This window comes from Streptomyces sp. NBC_00667 (genome assembly GCF_036226825.1).
Classification (GTDB): Bacteria; Actinomycetota; Actinomycetes; order Streptomycetales; family Streptomycetaceae; genus Streptomyces.
The window spans coordinates 2,486,154-2,508,415 of sequence record NZ_CP109022.1; the positions used below are offsets into that span (position 1 = coordinate 2,486,154).

The window sequence follows — 22,262 nt, forward strand, 5'->3', positions numbered from 1 at the left end:
TCGGGATTCGGTCGACGGTTCGTGGGGCTACGGTCGCACCGGTTCAGCTGTCAGGTCCATCGAAATGTTCCGATCGGTCTTTTCAGCAGAAGTGAACGGTTCCGGAGTGCGGGCGGCCTGGGCGGCGGCGGCCCGGGCGGCGAACAGCTGGCCCGCCACGGTGGCCCCGAAGGCGATCGCCATGCCGACGAGCTGGACCGGGGAGAGCGCCTGTCCGAGGACCGCCCAGCCGATGACGGCCGCGGTGAGCGGGGAGAGCGGGCCGAGCAGGGTGACGGAGGTGGCGGAGAGCTTGCCGATGCCGCGGAACCAGAGCCAGTACGCGGTGCCGGTGTTGATGAGCATCATGTAGCCGTAGCCGAGGAAGGCCTTGCCGTCGAGCGCGGGCGGGGCGCCTTCCACGAGGGCCGCGATGGGGATGATGATCAGGCCGCCGGCGGTGAGCTGCCAGCCGGTCATGGCCAGTGGTCCGACGCCGTCCGGGCGGCCCCAGCGCTTGGTCATCACGGTGCCCGCGGCCATGGAGGCGGAGGAGACCACACCGGCGATGATGCCGATGAGGTCGAGCTTCGCGGCGGCGGTCAGCACCACCATGCTGACGCCGAGGGCTCCGGTGACGGCGGCGAGTACGGTGCGCAGGCTCGCCCGCTCGCCCAGGACCAGGGCGGCGAGCCCCACGACGAACAGCGGGCCGGCGCTGCCGAGGACGGCCGCGACGCCGCCGGGCAGCCGGTAGGCGGCGAGGAAGAGGAGCGGGAAGAACGCGCCGATGTTGAGCGCCCCGAGGACCGCGGACTTCCACCACCACTCGCCCTTGGGGAGGCGGCGGGACAGGAGGGTCAGCAGCAGTCCGGCGGGCAGTGCGCGCATGACGCCGGTGAACAGCGGCCGGTCGGGTGGCAGCAGTTCGGTGGCGACGGCGTAGGTGGAGCCCCAGGAGATGGGGGCCAGGGCGGTCAGGGCGACGGTGGCGAGGCGGTTCACGGCTACTCCTCGGGGAGAGGGACGGCTACGAGGTCGGCGGCGCCCTCGTTAGGTTGCTTGTAAGTAGCTTAGCGCTAAGCTACTTTTCGTCAAGCGACTTTGGTGATCGAAGAAGGAGAGGCCGGATACTGTGCTCATGACCGAGGCCAACAAGGACGCCGTCGACGCGATCACCGACCAGTGGTACGCGGTGCGACCGGACCTGAACACCGTCCCGATGGCCGTGTTCGGCCGTATCAACCGGATCGCCCGGGCCGTCAGCGACGAGATGGAACGCACCTACAACCGCTACGGGGTCTCCCTCGGCGAGTTCGACGTGGTCGCCACCCTGCGCCGCTCCGGGGCCCCGTACACCCTCTCGCCGCGCCAGCTTTCGGCCACGCTGATGCTCACCAGCGGCGGTATGACCGGACGGCTGGACAAGCTGGAGAAGGCCGGGCTGCTGTGCCGCAACCCCGACCCGAACGACCGGCGCGGGCTCCAGGTGACGATCACCGAGCGCGGGCTCGAGCTCATCGACGAGGCCGTCGCCGCGGGCCTGGAGGTGCAGCGCGCCGCACTGTCGGGGCTGGACGGCGAAGAGGTGGAAGCCCTCAGCGGGCTGCTGCGCAAGCTGATGGCGGGCGTGGGCTGAGCCTCACCACCGCGGCCCCTTCACCGGGGAGGCGGTCACCGGCGCCGGGCACGACGGAGCGCCGGGGGTCCCGCGACCACCGACCACATGTCGGAGTGCGGACCCCCGGCGCCCCGGAAGTCATGGAGGACCGCCCGTGGGAGGGCGGCCGGATCAGTCGGTCGGACGCTGCTTGCGCGACTTGTCGCCGACCATCACCAGACCGGCGATGACCAGGAACAGCACGATCGGCGTGGCCACGTACAGGCCGAGCGTCTCGCCGATGCTCAGGCCCGGGCCCGGGTCATCGCCGTCGTCGCGGATCACCGCGAGGGCGGGAGACGTCATCAGCAGCATCATCAGCGTCGTTCCGGCCGTGACGGCGCCGGCGCGCAGAGCGTTCTTCTTGTCCACGGTGCAAACGTAGCGAACACCTAAAGGGGGCGCGCGCCCGGGGGTGCCGTACGGGTGCGCGCACCCTCCCGCACGGCGCTCAGCAGGGCGTTCGCGCGGGGCGAGGCCATCAGCGCCTCCAGCGTCACCGGCCGGCCGGCCTCGTCCGCGACCGGGAGCCGCCAGTTGGGGTACTGGTCCCAGGTGCCCGGCAGGTTCTGCGGCCGCCGGTCCCCCACCGCGTCGGGCAGCCACACGCCGACCAAGTGGGCGGGCGTGCGCAGCAGGAAGGCGTACAGGCCGCGTACGGCGGCCTCCTCGCCCTTGGCCTCCAGGCCCAGCCGGTCCAGCACGGCCAGCCACTCGGCGGTGTCGGCGGCGTCCTCGGCCCGCTCGGTGTCGACGGGCCGGGTCAGCAGGCCGAGCCGGTCGCGCAGTTCGACGTGGCTGCCGGCCAGCTTGGCGGCGGTGGGCGGCAGGTCGTGGGTGGTGGCGGTGGCCAGGCAGTCGGCCCGCCAGTCGGCCGGCTCCAGCGGCTGCCCCTCGCCCTGCCAGTCCCGCTCGAACCACAGCACCGAAGTACCGAGCACCCCGCGCCGGGCGAGCGCCCGCCGCACCCCGTGCTCGACCGTGCCGAGGTCCTCGCCGATGACCGGGGCCCCGGCCCGGTGGGCCTCCAGCACGAGCACGGCCAGCATCGCCTCGCCGTCGTAGGAGACGTACGTGCCCTCGGCGGGCGGGGTGCCCTCGGGGATCCACCAGAGCCGGAACAGGCCCATCACGTGGTCGATGCGCAGCGCGCCCGCGTACCGGAACACCCCGCGCAGCAGGGCCCGGAAGGGGGCGTAGCCGCTCGCGGCGAGCGCGTCGGGGCGCCAGGGCGGCAGCCCCCAGTCCTGGCCGCGCGCGTTGAAGGCGTCCGGCGGGGCGCCCACGGTGGCCGCAGCGGCGTACGCGTCCGGCGCGGCCCAGACGTCCGCGCCCTCCGGGTGCACGCCGACGGCCAGGTCGTGGACCAGGCCGACCGTCATACCCGCGTCCCGGGCGGCGCGCTGGGCGGCGGTGAGCTGAGCATCGGTCAGCCAGGCCAGCCAGCAGTGGAACTCGGCTCCCCGGGCGGTCTCCGGCGCGTCCTCGGCGCCTTCGGGCCAGCGTGCCCGGTCGGTGCCGTACCGCTCGGCCAGCGCGAACCAGGTGGCGTGCCGGGCCAGTGCGGAGCCGCCCGCCTCCCGGAAGGCGCGGAACGCGGCGTCCCGGGCGGGCTCCCGCGGAACCGCGTACAGCAGTTCGAGGGCGGCGCGCTTGAGCCCCCACACCGCGTCCCGGTCGATGAGGGCGCCCTTCTCCAGCACCGCGCGCCTGAGCTCCCCGGCCCGGGCGGCCAGTTCGGCCAGCGCCTCCCGGTCGGGGCTGGCGGCGTACTCGGGGACGTCCTCGATGCGCAGGTAGACCGGGTCGGGGAAGCGGCGCGAGGACGGCCGGTAGGGGGAGGGGTCGGTCGGGCTCCCGGGGACGGCCGCGTGCAGCGGGTTGACCTGGAGGAACCCGGCGCCGTGCGTGCGGGCCGCCCAGCCGGCCAGGGCGGCCAGGTCCCCGAGGTCGCCCATGCCCCAGGAGCGTGCGGAGAGCAGGGAGTAGAGCTGGACGAGCAGGCCGTGCGTGCGGCCGGGCGCGGCCGGGGCCCGGTCCGGGGCCAGGATCAAGGTGGCGGTGGCGGTGCGGCCGTCGGGGGCCTGGGCGGTCAGGCGGTGCACGCCCAGGGGCAGTCCGGGTCCCCAGGGCAGTTCGCCGCCCTCCTCCAGGGCCACGCGGAGCGCGGTGCCGGGCGGGAGTCCGGCCAGCTCGTCCGGGGCGGCTCCGGCCCAGCCGACGAGGACCGGGGGCAGCAGCCGGTCCGCCGCGGCCCGGTCCGCCGACGCCAACTCGGCCCGTACGGCCTCCGGGTCCCCGGCGGCCACCCCCAGCCGGCCCAGCACGGCGACGACGGTGGCCCGCGGGACCCGCAGCGTGACGTCCTCGGCGGGCTGGTAGGAGGTGGCGACACCGTGCAGGGCCGCGAGCCGGTCGAGGTCGTCCATGTGAGTCCCTGTCTGATCGCTGGGTCGTGGTCAGTCGGCCGCGCGGGCGGGTACCGAGGGCTCGCTCGTCAGTGCGGCCTCGCAGGTGAGCGGCGGTTCGCTGGTCAGGGGGGCGTACGCGGTGCAGGTGAGCGGGGGTTCGCTGGTGAGGGGGGCGCAGGGGACGTCCGCCGGACCGCTCTGGGCGCGGAGGTGGCGGAGGGGGGCGCGGCTGGCCGGGGGGTGGACGGTGGAGGTGCGGACGGGTCCGGCTTTCATGGAAGCACTCCTTCGCGCGGGTTCGTGGGACCGATGTAACACGCCCGGCGAACACCGCAGCACTACCCCGCCGGGCGCCCGGCATTCCTGGCGTATCCGTCCAAGATCACCGCCGGGCGCGGCGTCCCCGCCGCACGCGCTGCCGGCCCGGCGGCCGGGTACGGCGGCGGACGGCTCGGGACGGGGTGGCTCCGTGCAGCTCAGGGGTGCAGAGCGGCCACCGCGGCGGCGGTCGCGGTGACCGGGAACGCTGTTCGGCCGCTCTGCCCCCACCGGTCCGCCGGGCGTCTTCGCGTGCCGCGCGGCCCCCCGCACCCGGCCCGGAGGGAGCCGGGGACGGCCCTCGTCCGGACCGGTCCTGGACCCGCCCTCAGATGCTCCGCGAGCCGCTGTAGAGGGGCCGCGGGCCCCGCTCGCGGTGGACCGGGCCGGCGGCCGGCTCCTGCGGACGGGCGGGGCCTGCGGACCGGCGGCCGACTCCTGCGGACGGGCCGGCTCCGGCGGCCGGGCGGGCCCGCGGACGGGCGGCTCTGCGGGAACAGCGCCCGGCCCGGCCCGACTTCACGGGCGCACCGCGGACGCACCGGACAGCACCGGCCGCTGCCGACGCCCGGGCGAGGGGGGGGAGCCCTATGAACCCCGTGACGCCCGCGCTATGACGCCGCCACCCCGATCCGGTCCAGCGCCGCCTCGGCCCCGTACGGCTCCAGGTACGGCATCCAGCGGGGATCGCGGTGGCCCGTGCCGATGATGCGCCAGGCCAGGCCGGACGGCGGGGCCGGCTGGTGGCGCAGCCGCCAGCCGAGTTCGAGCAGGTGCCGGTCGGCCTTGACGTGGTTGCACCGGCGGCACGCGGCGACCACGTTGTCCCAGGCGTGCTGGCCGCCCCGGCTGCGCGGGACGACGTGGTCGACGCTCGTCGCGACGGCCCCGCAGTACATGCAGCGGCCGCCGTCGCGGGCGAAGAGCGCGCGCCGGGTGAGTGGAACGGGCCCCCGGTAGGGGACCCGCACGAAGCGCTTGAGCCTGACCACGCTGGGCGCGGGGACGGCTCTGGTCGCGCTGTGCAGGAAGGCGCCGGATTCCTCCAGGGAGACCGCTTTGTTCTCCAGGACGAGGACGAGCGCGCGGCGGAGCGGTACGACGCCGAGGGGCTCGTACGACGCGTTGAGGACCAGGACGTGCGGCACGGACTGCCTCCTTGTACGCCGGCGGCGCGTGGCTCGCGCCGGGACGATCTGCTCTCCAGTCTCCCCTTACGGCTGGTGGAAGCGCCACCACGCGCTCGTAACGGGTCGGAGGTGTTTTCCGACACACCCGCTTCCTCCCCACGTGAGTCCGGTCTCTCCCTCGAACACGGCAGCGGGGTCGGGGCGGCCGCCCCGTTAGTGTGGACGGGTCGTCCGCTTTTCTCCCGCGGTCGGCCCGCTATGCCTGGAGGTTCCCCGCCGTGCCCTCGCCCGCCACCCTGCTACCGCTGGCAGCGACCACAGACGACGCGACCGAGAGCGTGACGAACGCCGCGGACTTCATCGAGAAGAACTGGGCCGATTGGCTGGCCATGGGCCTGCGGATCCTGCTGATCCTGGTCATCGCCTTCGCCATGCGCTCGGTCATCCGCAAGTCGCTGACCAAGCTGATCAGCCGGATGAACCGGGGCGCGGAGGCCGTCGAGGGAACGGCGCTGGGCGGGCTGCTCGTCAACGCGGAGCGGCGGCGCCAGCGCTCGGAGGCGATCGGTTCGGTGCTGCGCTCGGTGGCCTCGTTCCTGATCCTCGGCACGGCCGTGCTGATGGTGCTCTCCCAGCTCCGGATAGACCTGGCGCCCCTGCTGGCGAGTGCGGGTGTGGCCGGTGTGGCGATCGGTTTCGGTGCCCGGAACCTGGTGACGGACTTCCTGTCCGGCGTGTTCATGATCCTGGAGGACCAGTACGGCGTCGGTGACAAGATCGACGCCGGGGTGGCCTCCGGCGAGGTCGTCGAGGTCGGACTGCGCGTGACGAAGCTGCGCGGGGACAACGGCGAGATCTGGTACGTGCGCAACGGCGAGATCAAGCGCATCGGCAACCTCAGCCAGGGCTGGGCCACGGCCGGCGTGGCCGTGCAGGTCAAGCCGACGGAGAGCCTCTCCCGCCTCCGCGAGGTGGTCCAGCAGGTCGCCGACGGCATGGCGAAGGAGTCGCCGTGGGACGAGCGGCTGTGGGGCCCGGTGGAGGTGCTGGGTCTCGATGAGGTGCTGCTGGCCTCGATGACGGTGAAGGTGTCGGCGAAGACCATGCCGGGCCAGCAGTTCGCCGTGGAGCGCGAGCTGCGCTGGCGCATCAAGGAGGCCTTCGACGCCGCGGGCATCGGCATCATCGGCGGTCTGCCGGCCGCCGACGAGGCCGAGGAGGGCGCCGACCCGGCGGCCGCCGTCGCCCCGCCGTCGGCGCTCGCCAACCCGGCCTCGGTGCAGTCCCTGGCCACCAGCCCGATCCCGCCCCCGGCCTCGCCGGGGAGCCCCCGTATCACCAAGTAGTCCCCCGGCACCGCCACCTCACCGCTGCCCCGCAGGTCACAACCTGCGGGGCAGCGCCATTGACACGGCTCGGACGGCAATAGGAAACTTACCTAACAGTTCGCCTCGGTGAGGGAGAGTCCCGCCCCATGCCCGCCGCCACCCCCGGAACGCCCAGCCTGCTGCGCGCCATGAACGACCGCGCCGCGCTGGAGCTCCTGCTGACGCACGGACCGCTGTCCCGGACCCGGATCGGGCACCTGACCGGCCTGTCCAAGCCCACCGCCTCCCAGCTGCTGGCCCGGCTGGAGGCCGCCGGGCTGGTCGTGGCCACCGGCACCGACGGCGGCCGGCCCGGGCCCAACGCCCAGCTCTACGCCCTCAACGCCCGCGCCGCCCACGTGGGTGGACTCGACGTCACCCCCGACCGGGTCGCGGCGGCCGTCGCCGACCTCACCGGCGAGGTGGTCGGCAGCTTCGAACACCCCTACCGGGAGGGCAGCGACGCCGTCGCACAGGTGACCGAGGCGCTCGGCGAGGCCGTCGAGGCCGCCGGGCTCCGGCGCACCGACGTGCACCGGCTGGTCATCGCGACCCCCGGCGCCTTCGACCCGCAGACCGGCCAGCTGCGCTACGCCAGCCACCTGCCCGGCTGGCACTCCCCCACCCTCCTCGACGAACTGGCGGCGGCCCTGCCGATGCCGGTCGAGTACGAGAACGACGTGAACCTCGCCGCGATCGCCGAACAGCGGCTCGGCGCGGCCCGCGGCCACGAGGACTTCGTCCTGCTGTGGAACGAGGAGGGGCTCGGCGCCGCGCTGGTGCTCGGCGGCCGGCTCCACCGCGGCTGGACCGGCGGCGCGGGCGAGGTCGGCTTCCTGCCCGTGCCCGGCCACCCCCTCGTGCGGCAGGTCACCCGCGCCAACACCGGCGGCTACCAGGAACTGGCGGGTGTACAGGTGCTGCCCCGCCTCGCGCGCGAGCTGGGGATCGAGCCCCTCGAAGGGATCGCGGCTGCGGGGACGCCCGGGACGGCCGACGGGAACGCGGCCGCGGACGGTCCGCAGGTCGCCGCCGGGGTCGCCCTGCTGGAGCGGGCCGCCGCCCGGCCGGAGGGCGCGCACCTGCGCTTCCTCCAGTCGTACGCCACCGTCCTCGCGACCGGTCTGGCCTCCCTGGTCGCCGTACTCGACCCGGAGATCGTGGTGCTGTCCGGGGCCGCGATCGCCGCGGGCGGCGAACCGCTGCGCGCGCTGCTGGAGGCCGAGCTCGCCGAACTGGCGCCGTCCCGGCCCCGCCTGGTCCCCGGCGCAGTGCGCGAGCGGCCCGTCCTGCGCGGCGCGCTGGAGAGCGCCCTGATCACCACCCGTGAAGAGGTCTTCGACACCTCCCGCCGACGCTGACACCCCCACCCCCCTCCACACCCCCGCCCCTCAGCCCCCCAGGCCCACCCCCACCCCGTCCACGGCACCCCCCACGGAAGTTCCTCACCCCAGAGAGCGAGCCCCGCCATGCCCAGATCCGGACGCCCCACTACCGCCGTCGCCGTCCTCGCGGCGCTGACCGCCCTCGCCACCGCCTGTACGGGCCAGAGCGGCGCCTCCGCCGACGACGACCCGAACGCGCAGGTCACGCTCACCTTCTGGCACGGCTGGTCCGCGCCGGGAGAGGTCAGGGCGATCGAGGAGAACATCGCCCGGTTCGAGCAGGCCCACCCGAACATCAAGGTCCGCGTCACCGCCAACATGACCGACGACAAGATCAACCAGGCGTTGCGCGCGGGCGGCGACAAGGCCCCCGACGTGGTCTCCTCCTTCACCACCGACAGCGTCGGCAAGTTCTGCAACTCGGGCGCCTTCGCGGACCTGAACCCCTTCCTCGAGAAGTCCGGCGTCGACAAGGCGAAGGTGTTCCCCAGGACGCTGCTGGAGTACACCCAGTACCGCGGCAACCAGTGCACCCTGCCGCTGCTCAGCGACGCCTACGGACTCGTCTACGACAAGAGCGCCTTCGCGGCGGCGGGGATCACCGAACCGCCCAAGACGTGGAGCCAGTTCACCGAGGACGCGCAGAAGCTCACGGTGGCGCGCGGCGACACCTACGACCGGCTCGGGGTGATGCCCACCTTCCACGGCTACGAGACGAAACCGACCCGGCTGGCCGCCCAGTGGGGCGGGACCTACTTCGACGCCCGGGGCAAGTCGAACCTGGCCGGGGACCCGGCCTTCGCGAAGATGCTGACCGCGCAGAAGGACCTCGTGGCCAAGCTCGGCGGCTACGAGAAGCTGGAGAAGTACCGCGCCACCTTCGGTGACGAGTGGAGCGCGGAACACCCCTTGCACACCGGCAAGGTCGCCATGCAGATCGACGGCGAGTGGCGTCCCGCGATGGCGAAGGAGGCCGGTGTCGCGTTCGAGATCGGCACCGCGCCGCTGCCCGTACCGGACGACCAGGTGGCCGACTACGGCAAGGGCTACGTCTCCGGCACGGTCATGGGCATCTCGGCGGCGAGCCGCAAACAGAACGCCGCCTGGGAACTGGTGAGGTACATGACCACCGACACCGACACGGTGGTGGCCTTCGCCAACGCCATCCACAACGTCCCCTCCACGCTGGAGGCACTGGCGTCGCCGAAGCTCCAGGTCACCCCGGAGTTCAAGACGTTCATCGACATCGCACGGCACCCCAAGTCCGCCACCACCCCGGCCCAGGCGGACGGCGGCACCTACCAGCTGACCTTCGAGGACTTCGCGTACGGCGTCGAGAAGGGCGACGTGGCCGACATCGGGGCCGGGCTCGCCCGCACCGACAAGCAGATAGACACCGACATCGCGAAGGCCGAGTAACCCCGGTGGCCTCCCCGTACACCGCGCGGGCGAAGCGGCGCCGTTCGGCGCTGCGCACCGCCGCCTTCATGTCGCCGTGGCTGATCGGGTTCGCGCTCTTCTTCGCCTACCCGCTGCTGTCCACCGTGTACTTCTCCTTCACCAAGTACGACGGCTTCCGCCCGCCCGTCCCGAGCGGCCTGCACAACTGGACGTACCTGTTCACCGACTATCCGCTGTTCTGGCCGGCGATGCGCAACACCCTGTGGCTGGTCGTGGTGATGGTCGGCTGCCGGGTCGTCTTCGGTCTCGGCACCGGGCTGCTCATCACGAAGATCAAGACGGCGCCCGGCCTCTTCCGGACCCTGTTCTACCTTCCCTACCTCGCTCCGCCGGTGGCCGCGACGCTGGCGTTCGTCTTCCTGCTCAACCCGGGCACGGGGCCGGCCGGGGTCCTGCTGGAAGGCGTCGGACTGCACTCGCCCGGCTGGTTCACCGACGCCGACTGGTCCAAGCCGGCGCTGACCGTGCTCGCGGTATGGGGCGTCGGCGACCTGATGGTCATCTTCATGGCCGCGCTGCTCGACGTACCGAAGGAGCAGTACGAGGCCGCCGAACTGGACGGGGCCGGTGCGTGGGCGCGGTTTCGCCACATCACCCTCCCGAACATCTCCCCGATCATCCTGTTCGCCGTGGTCACCGGGGTCATCCAGGCCATGCAGTACTACACGCAGCCGCTGGTCGCCGGGAAGGTGGCGGCCGGGGTGATCGGCGGCTCGGGCGAGCAGTTCGAGCCGGGCTACCCCGACAAGTCCACGCTGACCCTGCCGCAGGTCGTCTACAACCTGGGCTTCCAGCGCTTCGACTACGGCGCCGCGTGCGCGGCCGCCCTCGTCCTCTTCGCCCTCTCCATGGCGTTCACCGCGCTGCTGATGCGCCGCCGTGGCGGACTGATCGGATCAGGTGACTGACATGGCCGTGACCACGACGGCGACGGGCACCGCCCCCGCGCGGACCGCCCCCGCACCGCCTCGGCGCGCCCGGGGCGCGCTCGTGCACTGGGTGGCCGTGCACAGCCTGGGGGTGGCCGCCGCCCTGTTCTTCGTCCTCCCCTTCGTCTTCCTCTTCCTGACCTCCGTGATGGACGACCGGCAGGCGCTGACCCGCGACCTGTGGCCCCACACCTGGCAGTGGGGCAACTACTCCCGGGTGTGGCACACCCCCGGCTTCCTGACCTGGTGGCGCAACACGTTGCTGTACGCGGGAGTCGGCACACTGCTGACCGTGGTCTCCTCCGTGCCCGTCGCCTACGCGCTCGCCAAGTTCCGCTTCCGCGGGCGGCGGCTGTCGCTCCTGCTGGTGATCGCGATGATGATGCTGCCGCCGCAGGTGGTGGTCATCCCGATGTACCTGTTCTGGGCCGGGCAGCTGGACCTGTCCGGCACGCTGTGGCCGCTGATCATCCCCATGGCGTTCGGCGACGCGTTCTCGGTCTTCCTGCTGCGCCAGTTCCTGCTGACGATCCCCGACGAGTACCTGGACGCGGCCCGTGTCGACGGCTGCGGCGAGCTGCGCACGCTGCTGCGCGTCGTACTGCCGATGGCCAGGCCCGGGATCGCCGCCGTCGCGCTGTTCCAGTTCTTCTACGCCTGGAACGACTACTTCGGCCCGCAGATCTACGCCTCCGACAACCCCGCCGCCTGGACGCTCAGTTACGGCCTGGAGTCCTTCAAGGGGGCGCACCACACCAACTGGAACCTGACCATGGCGGCGACCGTGCTCGTCATGGCGCCGGTGATCGTCCTCTTCTTCTTCGCCCAGAAGGCGTTCGTCGAGGGAGTCACACTGACCGGAGTGAAAGGCTAGCGACGATGAAACTCGCAGTGGTGGGCGGCGGTTCCACCTACACCCCCGAGCTGATCGACGGCTTCGCGCGGTTGCGCGACACCCTGCCCGTCAGCGAACTGGTGCTGATCGATCCGGCCGAGGACCGGCTGGAGCTGGTCGGCGGCCTGGCCCGGCGGATCTTCGCCAGGCAGGACCATCCCGGCAAGATCACCACCACCGCCGATCTGGACGCGGGCGTCGCCGGCGCCGATGCGGTCCTCCTCCAGCTGCGGATCGGCGGACAGGCGGCCCGGCTCCGGGACGAGACGTGGCCGCTGGAGTGCGGCTGCCTCGGCCAGGAGACCACCGGTGCGGGCGGGCTCGCCAAGGCCCTGCGCACCGTCCCGGTCGTCCTCGACATCGCCGAACGGGTCCGGCGGGCCAGTCCCGACGCCTGGATCATCGACTTCACCAACCCGGTCGGGATCGTCACGCGGGCGCTGCTGGGGGCCGGGCACCGGGCGGTGGGGCTGTGCAACGTCGCCATCGGCCTGCAGAGGAAGTTCGCGGCGCTGCTGGGGGTCGACCCGTCCGGCATCCACCTCGACCACGTCGGCCTCAACCACCTCACGTGGGAGCTGGGCGTGCGCAAGGGCGGCCCCGACGGCGAGGACCTGCTGCCCGGGCTGCTCGCCGAGCACGGCGGGGCCATCGCCGCCGACCTGCGGCTGCCGCGGGCCGTGCTGGACCGGCTCGGCGTGGTGCCGTCGTACTACCTGCGCTACTTCTACGCGCACGACGAGGTGGTCCGGGAGCTCGGTGCGAAGCCCTCGCGGGCCGCCGAAGTCGCGGCGATGGAGCGGGAGCTGCTCGCCCTGTACGCCGACCCCGCACTGGACGAGAAGCCCGCCCTGCTGGCCCGGCGGGGCGGGGCGTTCTACTCGGAGGCGGCCGTGGACCTCGCGGCGGCCCTGCTGGGCGACGGCCGCGGCGCGTCCCCGGTGCAGGTCGTCAACACCCGCAACGCCGGGACCCTGCCGTTCCTGCCGGACGACGCCGTCATCGAGGTGCAGGCGCGCATCGACGGCGCGGGCGGATCGGGCGGCGCGGGCGGTTCCGGCGGCGCGGGCGGTTCGGGGCCGGTCCCGCTGGCGGTGCCCCGGCTGGACCCCCTGTACGCCGGGCTGATCTCCCACGTCACCGCGTACGAGGACCTCGCGCTGGACGCGGCGCTGCGCGGCGGCCGCGAGCGGGTCTTCCGGGCGCTGCTGGCGCACCCGCTGGTCGGGCAGTTCGACCTCGCCGAGGGCCTGACGGACCGGCTGCTCGCGCACAACAAGGAGTACCTGGCATGGGCCTGAACCCGGCCGCGCCGCGCGCCGCCCCGCTCGCGGCGCCGCCCGCTGCCGGCCCGCCCCCGGCCGCCGTGCTGGCCGTCGACGCCGGGAACAGCAAGACCGACGCGGCCCTCGTCAGCGCCGACGGCACGGTGCTCGGCACCGGCCGCTCCGGGGGCTTCCAGCCGCCCCGCACCGGGGTCGAGGCGGCCGTGGACGTGCTCGGGCAAGCCGTCGTGGAGGCGGCGGAGGCGGCCGGACTGCGTCCCGACGGCCCGTACGCGCAGCAGGTGTCGGCCTGCCTGGCCAACGCCGACCTGCCGGTGGAGGAACGGCGGCTCGCGGACGCGATCGGCGCCCGCGGCTGGGGCACGGCGACCGAGGTGCGCAACGACACCTTCGCCGTCCTGCGGGCCGGACTGACGGCGCCGGGAGCCCCGTACGGGGTCGCCGTGGTGTGCGGGGCCGGGATCAACTGCGTGGGAGTGGCCCCCGACGGCCGGACCGCACGGTTCCCGGCGCTCGGGCGGATCTCCGGCGACTGGGGCGGCGGTTCGGGTCTGGCCGCGGAGGTCCTGTGGTGGGCGGCGCGGGCCGAGGACGGACGCGGCGGCCCGACCGAGCTGGCCTCGGCGGTGCCGGGTCACTTCGGGTTCGCGAGGATGGCCGGCCTGATCGAGGCGTTGCACCTGGGCGCGGTGGCGTACGAGCGCACCCACGAGCTGGTGCCGGTGCTGTTCGCGGTGGCCGCGGCCGGCGATCCGGTGGCTTCGGCGATCGTGGAGCGCCAGGCCGGGGAGGTGGTGGCCATGGCGTCGGTGGCGCTGGCGCGGCTCGGGATGCTCGGCGAGGAGGTTCCCGTCCTGCTGGGCGGCGGGGTGCTCGCCGCCGGACATCCACAGCTGAACGGGGCGATCGAGTCGGGGCTGGCGGAAGCGGCCCCGCGGGCCCGGATCTCGGTGGTGGTGGCCCCGCCGGTACTGGGCGCGGGGCTGCTGGGGCTGGACGCGGTGGGGGCGCCGCCCGAGGCGTACGGCAAACTCCGTGCCCATTTCGGGTGAACCTGCCCACGGGGGCGGGCGGTGTGGAACCGTGACGGACGCCCGGACGTATTGACGGTGAAGGGGAGACGCGAGCGGCGGCGCAAGCGGTGACGGACGCGGCGGCGGCGCCGGACCGGGGGAAGGATCGTCAAGATCCGGTACCTCGTGCTGTAGTTGTCCGCCGATGCGGCCATACTGCTGCGACGGGTACTCCCGCGGTGACCGGACCGGGGGGCGCCCCGCCCGGCAGCCGGGGGGAAGTCATGACCGAGGGGGAGGTCACGGTGGCCATCACATCACGCGCGCCCGCGCCCGGCGGCGGTGTCTCCACGACGCCCGCCGCCGGACCGCCCGCGCAGCAGCCCGCACCGCCCGGGCCGCGCACCGCCTGGGCCGAGGGCGTCGAGCGGCTGCGCGCGGCCGCGACCACGGAGCCGGGCCGGCTGCGCATCATCGGGGCGGTACTCGCCGCCCTGGTGCTGCTGTTCGGCACGTCGGCGGTGTGGGAGGTCTCGGACCGGGTGACCGCCGCCGAGGACGTGGTGGGGCACAGCCAGCCGCTGAGCGCGGACGCGGCGAGCATCTACCGTTCCCTCGCGGACGCGGACACCGCGTCCTCCAGCGGTTTCCTCGCGGGCGCCCAGGAGCCGCGCGAAGTCCGCGAACGGTACGAGAAGGACATCGCGAACGCCTCCCGCCTGCTGGTGAACGCGGCCGCCAACACCGACGCCGGCGGGGACTCCCGCAAGGAGATAGCGCTGCTGGGTCAGCAGCTGCCGCGCTACACGGGCCTGATCGAGCAGGCGCGGGCCACCAACCGGCAGGGTCTGCCGCTCGGCGGCGCGTACCTGCGGTACGCCAACGAGCAGATGAGCACGGTGCTGCTGCCGGCCGCCCAGCGGCTCTACGAGGCGGAGACGGGCCGGCTCTACAAGGACTACGACGACGCCCGTTCCTGGCCGCCCGTCGCGACGCTCACCGGCCTGCTCGCGCTCGGCGCCCTGGTGTGGGCGCAGCGGCGCAACTACCGCCGGACCAACCGTGTCTTCAACCACGGCCTCGTCGCGGCGACGGCCGCCGCGGCGGTGGTGCTGCTGTGGCTGACCGTCGGACAGACACTGGCCCGGTCGGGGCTGAGTGAGGCCCGTTCCGGCGGGCAGGAGTCGCTCAAGGTGCTGAACGACGCGCGGATCGCCTCGCTCCAGGCGCGGGCCGGCGAGAACCTGACGCTGATCGCGCGCGGCGCCGTACTGGCCGAGGACAAGACGTCCGACAAGTACGACGTGGAGTTCACGAAGAACATGAAGGAGCTGGACTCGGGGCTGGCGACGGCACTGCGGCTGGCCGACGACAGCAGTGGCCGCCGGCCCGTCCAGCAGGCCCTCGACGGCGTGGCGCAGTGGAAGCAGCGGCACGCGGCGGCCCGGGAGACCGATATGCGCGGCGACTACGAGCTCGCGCTGCCGCAGGTCATCGGCGACAAGGACCACAAGGACAGCAGCGGGGCCTCCTTCGACACGGTGGACGCCTCCCTGGAGCAGGCCGTGGCCCACGAGCAGAAGCAGTTCACTCAGGCGGCCCGGGGCGGACTCGGGGCGCTGGGCGGTCTGGTGACGGGCTCGGCGGCCCTGGCGGTCGTCGGTGCGGCGGCCGCACTGCTCGGCATCGGTCGCAGGCTTTCGGAGTACAGGTGAGATCGATGCGGATACGCGCGGGACGGGACCAGGGGTACGGCGCCGACGGCAGCCCGGCCGGGGAGCCGGCGGGCTCCGCGGCCGGCCGGTCCGGGGCCGCCCCCGGGGCCGGCCGGTCCGGGGGCTCCGCGGCGCGGTGGCCCGTGCGCCGGCTGCGCGGCTGGGGCGGTGTCGGCGCGATGGCGGTCGCCTGTGCGCTGACCGCGGCGGCCGTGCTGCTGCCGCTGGCCCAGGCCGCTCCGGACGGCGTCGGGCCCGGCGCGGTCCGGCCGCCCGCCACGATGGCGTTGGCTCCGGCGACCCCGGCCGACACCTGCCAGGACCCCGAGGCCAGCCTGCGGCCGGGCGGGGTGGACGGCCCGGCGATCGAGCGGATCCGCAAGGCGGGCAAACTCGTCGCGGGCGTGGACCAGAACAGCTTCAAGTGGGGCTACCGCAAGCCGGACGGCCACCTCGACGGCTTCGACATCGCGCTGGTCAAGGCCATCGCCAAGGACATCCTGGGTGATGAGAACGCCGTCATCTACCGGGCCATCCCCACCAGCCAGCGCGTCCCCGCGCTCAAGGAGAACCGCGTCGACATCGTGGTGCGCACCATGACCATCAACTGCAAGCGGCTGGAGGACGTCGCCTTCTCCACGGCGTACTTCGAGGCCGGGCAGCAGGTCCTGGCGCCGAAGGGCTCCCCGATCACCGGCTACGACCCCTCGCTGAACGGCCGCAAGATCTGCACCGCCGCCGGTTCCACCGCGGAGACGGCCCTCAGGTCCCAGTCGTACGGCGCGGTCCCGGTCTCCGTGGCCAACCAGCTGGACTGCCTGGTCCGGCTCCAGCTGGGCGAGGTGGACGGCATCATCACCGACAACGCCCTCGCGGCGGGCCAGGCGGCGCAGGACCCGTCCGTGCAGCTGGTCGGCTCGCCCTTCACCCGCGAGTTCTACGGCGTCGCGATGAACAAGGACGCGGGCGACCTGGTGCGCCGCGTGAACAAGGTGCTGGAGAACTACCGCGCGGGCGGCAACGACAGTCCCTGGATGCAGGCCTACCGCACCCACCTGGAGGCCGTGCTGCCGAACGTCACCGCACCGCCCGCGCCCAAGTACCGGGACGGCTGAGGCCGTGGCCGGATCGGGATACGGATCGGGACCGCAGCCGTACGCGGGCGAGGAGAACGGGGAGAGCCGGGTGCGCCTTCCGCAGACGGGGCCGGCAGTGATGGACCGGGACGAGGTCGACTGCGCGCTGGCCCGCCTGGGCGCGGAGCACGAGGCCGTGGAGACCTCCCTGCTCGCGCTCCAGGACCACGCCGGGCGGCGGCTGCTGGAGGGCGCCGGGCTGACCGGGACCACCAAGGAGCGGTGGACGGCCGCCGACGCGGCCATCACCCGGCTGTGGACGTACTTCGACGCCTACAGCGGCGCTCTGGCCGCCGCCCGGCAGATCCGCGAACGGCGGCGCTGGCCCAGCCGCGAGGACCTCGCGGAACTGACCGACCGGCTGCGCGGGCCCGGTGTGGTGGTCGCCGGGGCAGGGGCCGAGGGGGCCGGGATCGCGGAGCGGTTCTCCCTCGCGGAGCTGGTGGTGCGGATGAACGAGCTGTACGCCGGCTCCCTGGACGTGGTGGTGGCCGCCGACGCGGTCTGGTCGGCGCTGCCCGCCCGGATCGACCTGCTCGCCGCCGAACTGCACCGGACCCGTTCGCTGGCGCGTTCGGTCGGCGTGCGCCCCGGTGAACATCCTTCGGGGGACGACCTGGAGGACATCACCGCAGAGCTGGCGCAGCTGCGGGAGCAGGTGATCGCGGACCCGCTGGCGTTCTGGGTCAGGGTGGCGGGGAGCTCCGCCCCGGGCGGCGGCCGTCCGGACACCACCCGGTACGACCGGGCTGCGCGCGCGCTGGACGACGTACGCCGTGAGATCGAGGCGGTGCTGGCGGTACGGCAGGACGCCGAGCAGCGGCTGATGGGCGTGCGGGACGTCCTCTCGCGGGCCGACCGGACCCTCGCGGAGGCGCGGACTGCGCGCGGCGAGGTGCTGGCGAAGATCGCCGCGTCGGAGGTTCCGGCGGTCAGCGGTCCGCCGACGGCGTTGCAGGAGCAGCTCGCGGCGGCGGCCGAGTACCGCCGTCAGGCGCAGTGGCACCGGCTGTCACCGCTGCTGGAGTCCCTGGAGGAACGCGCCGAGGACGAACTGCGCCGCGCCCGCGAGTCGCTGACGGCGGTGACGGCGCCGCTCGCGGTGCGGGCGGAGCTGCGGGGCCGGCTCGACGCGTACAAGGCGAAGGTCGCCCGGCACGGCATGGCGGAGGACCCGCTGCTGATGGAGCGCTACGACACGGCCCGGCGGATGCTGTGGAGCGCGCCGTGCGACCTGCGGGCCGCCGAGCAGGCCGTGCTGCGCTACCAGCGGGCGACGGCCGAGGCGCTGGCGCCGCAGTCGCAGCCCCAGCCGCAGGAGACGCCCCCCGCCGACGGCGGGGCGGAAAGGGAAGACGGATGAGCCTGATCGGAACCGCGTGCGTGCGCCCCGGCTGCCCGGGGTCGTACGAGGACATGGGGGGCGGGGAGGTCTACTGCGGCACCTGCGGGCTGGCGCCGGTCGGCGCCGTGTCGGCGGGTGCGGAGGAACTGGTGTCGCCGCCCACCGGCATGACCAGCGCCGCGCGGCACGGTGATTCCCGGGGCTCGGGGCGCTCCTCGTCCGCGTCGGCCGGCTCCTCCCGGTCGGCGCGTTCCTCGCGTTCGTCCTCGTCGCGGCGTTCGGTGTCGGGGCGGCTGTCGCGTTCGCTGCCGGGGACGGCGTCCAGCCGTTCGGTGTCGGTGCGCAGTTCGGGTTCGGCCGGCTCGTCTTCGGGGCGCGGCCGTCTGGGGGCCGGTCTGGTCGACGTGCCGCAGGTGCCCCGGCCGGACCCGTCGGCGGCGGTACTGGAGAACCCCGAGGTCCCCGAGCGCAAGCGGTTCTGCTCCCGCTCGGACTGCGGGGCCCCGGTGGGGCGGGCGCGCGGCGACCGGCCGGGCAGGACGGAGGGGTTCTGCACCAAGTGCGGGCACCCGTACTCCTTCGTGCCCAAGCTGAACGCGGGCGACGTGGTGCGCGGGCAGTACGAGGTGGCGGGCTGCCTGGCCCACGGCGGCCTCGGCTGGGTGTACCTGGCGGTGGACAAGGCGGTCTCGGACCGCTGGGTGGTGCTCAAGGGCCTGCTGGACACCGGGGACCAGGACGCGATGGAGGCGGCGATCTCCGAGCGGCGCTTCCTCGCGGAGATCGAGCACTCCAACATCGTGCGGATCTACAACTTCGTGGAGCACCTGGACCAGCGGACCGGTTCGCTGGACGGGTACATCGTCATGGAGTACGTCGGCGGCAAGTCGCTCAAGGAGATCGCCAACGAGCGGCGTCGGCCGGACGGCAGGCGCGACCCGCTGCCGGTCGAGCAGGCGTGCGCGTACGGCATCGAGGCGCTGGAGGCGCTCGGTCACCTGCACAGCAGGAACCTGCTGTACTGCGACTTCAAGGTCGACAACGCGATCCAGCAGCAGGACCAGCTCAAGCTCATCGACATGGGCGCGGTGCGGCGGATGGACGACGAGGAGTCGGCCATCTACGGCACGGTGGGCTACCAGGCGCCGGAGGTGGCGGAACTGGGTCCCTCGGTGGCGTCGGACCTGTACACGGTGGCGCGCACCCTGGCGGTGCTGACCTTCGACTTCCAGGGCTACACGAACGTGTTCGTGGATTCGCTGCCGGACCCCGAGCACATCGAGGTGTTCCGGCGGTACGAGTCGTTCTACCGGCTGCTGGTACGGGCCACGGACCCGGATCCCGGCCGCAGGTTCGCGTCCGCGCAGGAGATGGCGGACCAGTTGACGGGCGTGCTGCGGGAGGTCGTGGCGCTCCAGACGGGGCGGCCGCGCCCCCAGCTTTCGACGCTGTTCGGGCCGGAACTGCGGGTGCCGGACACCCGGTTGTACGCAGACGAGGCGGGTACCGCCGCCGGGGCCGGCGCGGTGGTCCCGGCGCAGCGGCGGAGCGGGGCGGTGAACCGGGCCGTCCCGGCCGGCCCCGCTCCGCGCGGCGGGCCGGCGGAGCCGGACGCCCGGGGTACGGCGCTGGCGCTCCCGGTTCCGCTGGTGGATGCGGCCGACGCCAACGCCGGGTTCCTCGCCGGACTGCTCACCGCCGCGCCCACCGACCTCCTCGGGGCGCTGGGCTCGGCGCCGGCCGACTCCGCCGAACTGCGGCTGCGGGAGCTGCGGGCCCGGCTGGAGCTGGGCGAACTCGCGGTGGCGGGGGCGGCGCTGGCCGAGCTGGAGGCCCGGCACCCCGACGACTGGCGGGTGGTGTGGGCGCGCGGCATCGCCTCCCTGGCCACCGGGGACGACGAGGTGGCCGCCCTGTCCTTCGACGCCGTCTACGACGCCTTCCCCGGCGAGCCCGCGCCGAAGCTGGCGCTGGGGCTGTGCGCGGAGGTCCTGGGGCAGTTGGACAACGCCGCCGAGTACTACCGGCTCGTCTGGATCACCGATCCCGGCTTCGTGAGCGCGGCGTTCGGGCTGGCGCGGGTGCAGCTCGCGTCCGGCGACCGGGCGGGGGCGGTGCGGACGCTGGAGTCGGTCCCGGAGGTGTCGATCCACTACACCGCCGCCCGGGTGGCGGCCGTACGGGCACGCCTGCGCGACCGGTCACCGGAAGAGCCGTTGCTGCCCGACCTGGTGGCGGCTGCCGCGCAGGTGGAGGCGCTGGGGCGGTTCGGGCTGGACTCGGTGCGCAGGGAACGGCTGTCGGTGGAGGTTCTGGGCTCGGCCCTGGACTGGGTACTGTCGGGTAGCCGGGGTGCCGACCCCGGCCGGACCTCGCTGCTCGGCAGTCAACTGGACGAGCGGGGGCTGCGCTTCGGCCTGGAGCGCTCGTACCGCGTCCTCGCTCGGCTGGCGCAGCGGGGCGAGGAGAGGATCGAACTGGTGGAGCGGGCTAACCGTTTCCGTCCCCGGACGTGGGTGTGATTGATGTCGATGCATCGGCTGTCGGGCTGCCCCGGCTGTGCGGAGCCCCTGGAAGAGGCTGACCGTTTCTGCGGCGTCTGCGGCCACCCGGTCCCCGCCGGCCCCGACGCAGGGCCGCCCGGCGGGGCGGCGCCCTCCGGGGCGGACGGGGACGCCTCCCCGGCCCCGGGCCCGTCCGGCGCCGAGTCCCCCCGCGCCCCGGCGCCTTGGGACCCCGGCGCTCCGGACGCCTACCAGACCCCCGCCCCGGCCGGCCCCGGTGGGCCGGACGCCGCCCCGGGCGGCGGTCCCGGATACCCCGGGGACGACCGGGAGCGGAGCGAGTACGGGTCCGCCGGGGAGTACGCCGCCCGGGCGGTACCGTCGCCGCCCACCGGCAGGGGCCGGCCCTACGACCCCGAACCGGCCGCGCCCGCAGGCGGGTACGGCTCCGGTGTGCCCGCGCCCGGATGGGGCAGTGTGACCAGCGCCGCCCCGACGCTGGTCGACGACGCCGGCGACTGGTCCGCCGCCCCGGCCGACCCGGCCCCGGCCGCCGCCTGGCAATCGGGCCCCGCCCAGGAGCACCCGTACGGCAACCCACAGGGCACCGGCCCCGCACAGGAACCCCCGTACGGCACAGCCCACGAACCCCCGTACGGCACCGCGCAGGGGTCACCGCACGGTGACACGGCCTCCGGGCCCGGCGAGGGCGGCCCCTGGCAGTCAGGCCCCGCCCAAGAACCCCCGTACAGCACCCCGCAGGAGCCACCGCAGGAGGCCGGGGCCGCACCGGGCGACGGGAAGACCTGCGTCGCGTGCCGGGCCGGGCGGGTGGACACCGACGGGTACTGCGAGCACTGCGGGCACGCGCAACCGCGGGAGCGGGACCACCTCGAAGAGGAGCTCGGGAGCGTCGCCGCCGTCAGCGACCGGGGGCTGCGCCACCACCGCAACGAGGACTCCTTCGCGGTGGCCGCCACCGCCCTCCCCGACGGCTCCGCCGCCACCGTGGCCATCGTCTGCGACGGCGTCTCCTCCGCCAGCCGCCCCGACGAGGCCTCCGCCGCGGCCGCCGGCGCCGCCAACGAGGCGCTGCTCGAAGCCCTCCCCCGCGGCGCCCACCCGCAGGAGGCCATGCACGACGCGATCCTCGCCGCCGCGGCCGCCGTGAACGCGCTCGCGCCGGAGGTACCCGGCGCCCAGAACGCCCCCGCCTGCACCCTCGTCGGCGCCGTCGTCAGCGGCGGCGTGCTCACCATCGGCTGGGTCGGTGACAGCCGCGCCTACTGGGTGCCCGACGACCGTGCGGCACTCCCCCGCCGCCTCACCGAGGACGACTCCTGGGCCGCCCAGATGGTCGCGGCCGGCCTGATGGGCGAGGCCGAGGCGTACGCGGACGTCCGCGCCCACGCCATCACCGGCTGGCTCGGCGCCGACGCGTACGACCTCGAACCGCACACCGCCAGCTTCAAGCCGGACCACCCCGGCGTCGTCGTCGTCTGCACGGACGGCCTGTGGAACTACGCCGAGTCCGCACGGGAGATGGCCGAGGTCCTTCCCCCCGACGCGGCGTTCCGCCCCCTGCACAGCGCGCAGGTCCTGGTGGGGCACGCCCTCGACGGGGGCGGCCACGACAACATCACCGTGGCCGTCGTCCCCTTCGCCGCCGCCCCGCCGCGGCCCCCCGTCCACGCCGAAACGGAACCGGAAACGGAACCGACCTCCTAG

The 22,262-nt window shown here is 74.1% G+C and carries 18 protein-coding genes; 13 read left to right on the top strand and 5 right to left on the bottom strand.

Annotated features, from left to right (window positions below; all coding sequences use genetic code 11):
* Positions 1-27: 27 nt before the first annotated feature.
* Positions 28-984, bottom strand: coding sequence for an EamA family transporter (locus OHA81_RS11695; RefSeq protein ID WP_329195286.1), 957 nt, complete (start codon positions 982-984; stop codon positions 28-30).
* Between the two features lie 136 nt (positions 985-1,120).
* Between OHA81_RS11695 and OHA81_RS11700 the strand changes: the two genes are divergently transcribed.
* Entirely contained in the window at positions 1,121-1,618 is a 498-nt protein-coding gene (locus OHA81_RS11700) for a MarR family winged helix-turn-helix transcriptional regulator (RefSeq protein WP_329195287.1), read from the top strand.
* A 153-nt stretch (positions 1,619-1,771) separates the two neighbouring features.
* Here OHA81_RS11700 and OHA81_RS11705 read toward each other — a convergent pair whose 3' ends face one another.
* The 4 genes from OHA81_RS11705 to OHA81_RS11720 form a co-directional block, all read right to left on the bottom strand.
* Positions 1,772-2,011 carry a hypothetical protein gene (locus tag OHA81_RS11705; protein WP_329195289.1) on the bottom strand — a complete coding sequence of 80 codons (240 nt, stop codon included), beginning with the start codon at positions 2,009-2,011 and terminating at the stop codon, positions 1,772-1,774.
* A 20-nt stretch (positions 2,012-2,031) separates the two neighbouring features.
* Positions 2,032-4,068 (bottom strand): 4-alpha-glucanotransferase, encoded by a 2,037-nt coding sequence (malQ, locus tag OHA81_RS11710; RefSeq protein WP_329195291.1) that lies wholly within the window; start codon positions 4,066-4,068, stop codon positions 2,032-2,034.
* Positions 4,069-4,098: 30 nt separating this feature from the next.
* On the bottom strand, positions 4,099-4,326 hold the full coding sequence (locus OHA81_RS11715) for a hypothetical protein (protein ID WP_329195293.1): 228 nt from the start codon (positions 4,324-4,326) through the stop codon (positions 4,099-4,101).
* Positions 4,327-4,979: 653 nt separating this feature from the next.
* Positions 4,980-5,516 carry an HNH endonuclease gene (locus OHA81_RS11720; RefSeq protein ID WP_136216423.1) on the bottom strand — a complete coding sequence of 179 codons (537 nt, stop codon included), beginning with the start codon at positions 5,514-5,516 and terminating at the stop codon, positions 4,980-4,982.
* A gap of 260 nt (positions 5,517-5,776) precedes the next feature.
* Between OHA81_RS11720 and OHA81_RS11725 the strand changes: the two genes are divergently transcribed.
* From OHA81_RS11725 to OHA81_RS11780, 12 genes are all read left to right on the top strand, one after another.
* Positions 5,777-6,844 (top strand): mechanosensitive ion channel family protein, encoded by a 1,068-nt coding sequence (locus OHA81_RS11725; RefSeq protein ID WP_329195295.1) that lies wholly within the window; start codon positions 5,777-5,779, stop codon positions 6,842-6,844.
* Positions 6,845-6,972: 128 nt separating this feature from the next.
* The gene (locus OHA81_RS11730) at positions 6,973-8,226 is read left to right on the top strand and encodes an ROK family transcriptional regulator (RefSeq protein ID WP_329195297.1); all 1,254 of its coding nucleotides are present in this window, start codon (positions 6,973-6,975) and stop codon (positions 8,224-8,226) included.
* Between the two features lie 108 nt (positions 8,227-8,334).
* Positions 8,335-9,669 (top strand): extracellular solute-binding protein, encoded by a 1,335-nt coding sequence (locus OHA81_RS11735; protein ID WP_329195299.1) that lies wholly within the window; start codon positions 8,335-8,337, stop codon positions 9,667-9,669.
* A 68-nt stretch (positions 9,670-9,737) separates the two neighbouring features.
* Entirely contained in the window at positions 9,738-10,619 is an 882-nt protein-coding gene (locus OHA81_RS11740) for a carbohydrate ABC transporter permease (protein ID WP_329202187.1), read from the top strand.
* A gap of 1 nt (position 10,620) precedes the next feature.
* Complete coding sequence (locus OHA81_RS11745; RefSeq protein ID WP_329195300.1) at positions 10,621-11,514, top strand: carbohydrate ABC transporter permease; 894 nt, start codon at positions 10,621-10,623, stop codon at positions 11,512-11,514.
* A 5-nt stretch (positions 11,515-11,519) separates the two neighbouring features.
* Positions 11,520-12,836: a 6-phospho-beta-glucosidase gene (locus tag OHA81_RS11750; protein ID WP_329195302.1), complete on the top strand. Its 1,317-nt coding sequence runs from the start codon at positions 11,520-11,522 to the stop codon at positions 12,834-12,836.
* Positions 12,827-13,873, top strand: coding sequence for an N-acetylglucosamine kinase (locus OHA81_RS11755; protein WP_329195304.1), 1,047 nt, complete (start codon positions 12,827-12,829; stop codon positions 13,871-13,873). Before OHA81_RS11750 ends, OHA81_RS11755 begins: the two co-directional genes overlap by 10 nt.
* A 245-nt stretch (positions 13,874-14,118) precedes the next feature.
* Positions 14,119-15,549, top strand: a complete 1,431-nt coding sequence (locus OHA81_RS11760; RefSeq protein WP_329195305.1) for a hypothetical protein — start codon at positions 14,119-14,121, stop codon at positions 15,547-15,549.
* Between the two features lie 179 nt (positions 15,550-15,728).
* Complete coding sequence (locus OHA81_RS11765) at positions 15,729-16,664, top strand: glutamate ABC transporter substrate-binding protein (RefSeq protein ID WP_329202189.1); 936 nt, start codon at positions 15,729-15,731, stop codon at positions 16,662-16,664.
* Between the two features lie 100 nt (positions 16,665-16,764).
* Positions 16,765-18,048, top strand: a complete 1,284-nt coding sequence (locus OHA81_RS11770; RefSeq protein WP_329202191.1) for a hypothetical protein — start codon at positions 16,765-16,767, stop codon at positions 18,046-18,048.
* Entirely contained in the window at positions 18,045-20,552 is a 2,508-nt protein-coding gene (locus OHA81_RS11775) for a serine/threonine-protein kinase (RefSeq protein ID WP_329195307.1), read from the top strand. Before OHA81_RS11770 ends, OHA81_RS11775 begins: the two co-directional genes overlap by 4 nt.
* A 3-nt stretch (positions 20,553-20,555) precedes the next feature.
* Positions 20,556-22,262, top strand: a complete 1,707-nt coding sequence (locus OHA81_RS11780; protein WP_329195310.1) for a protein phosphatase 2C domain-containing protein — start codon at positions 20,556-20,558, stop codon at positions 22,260-22,262.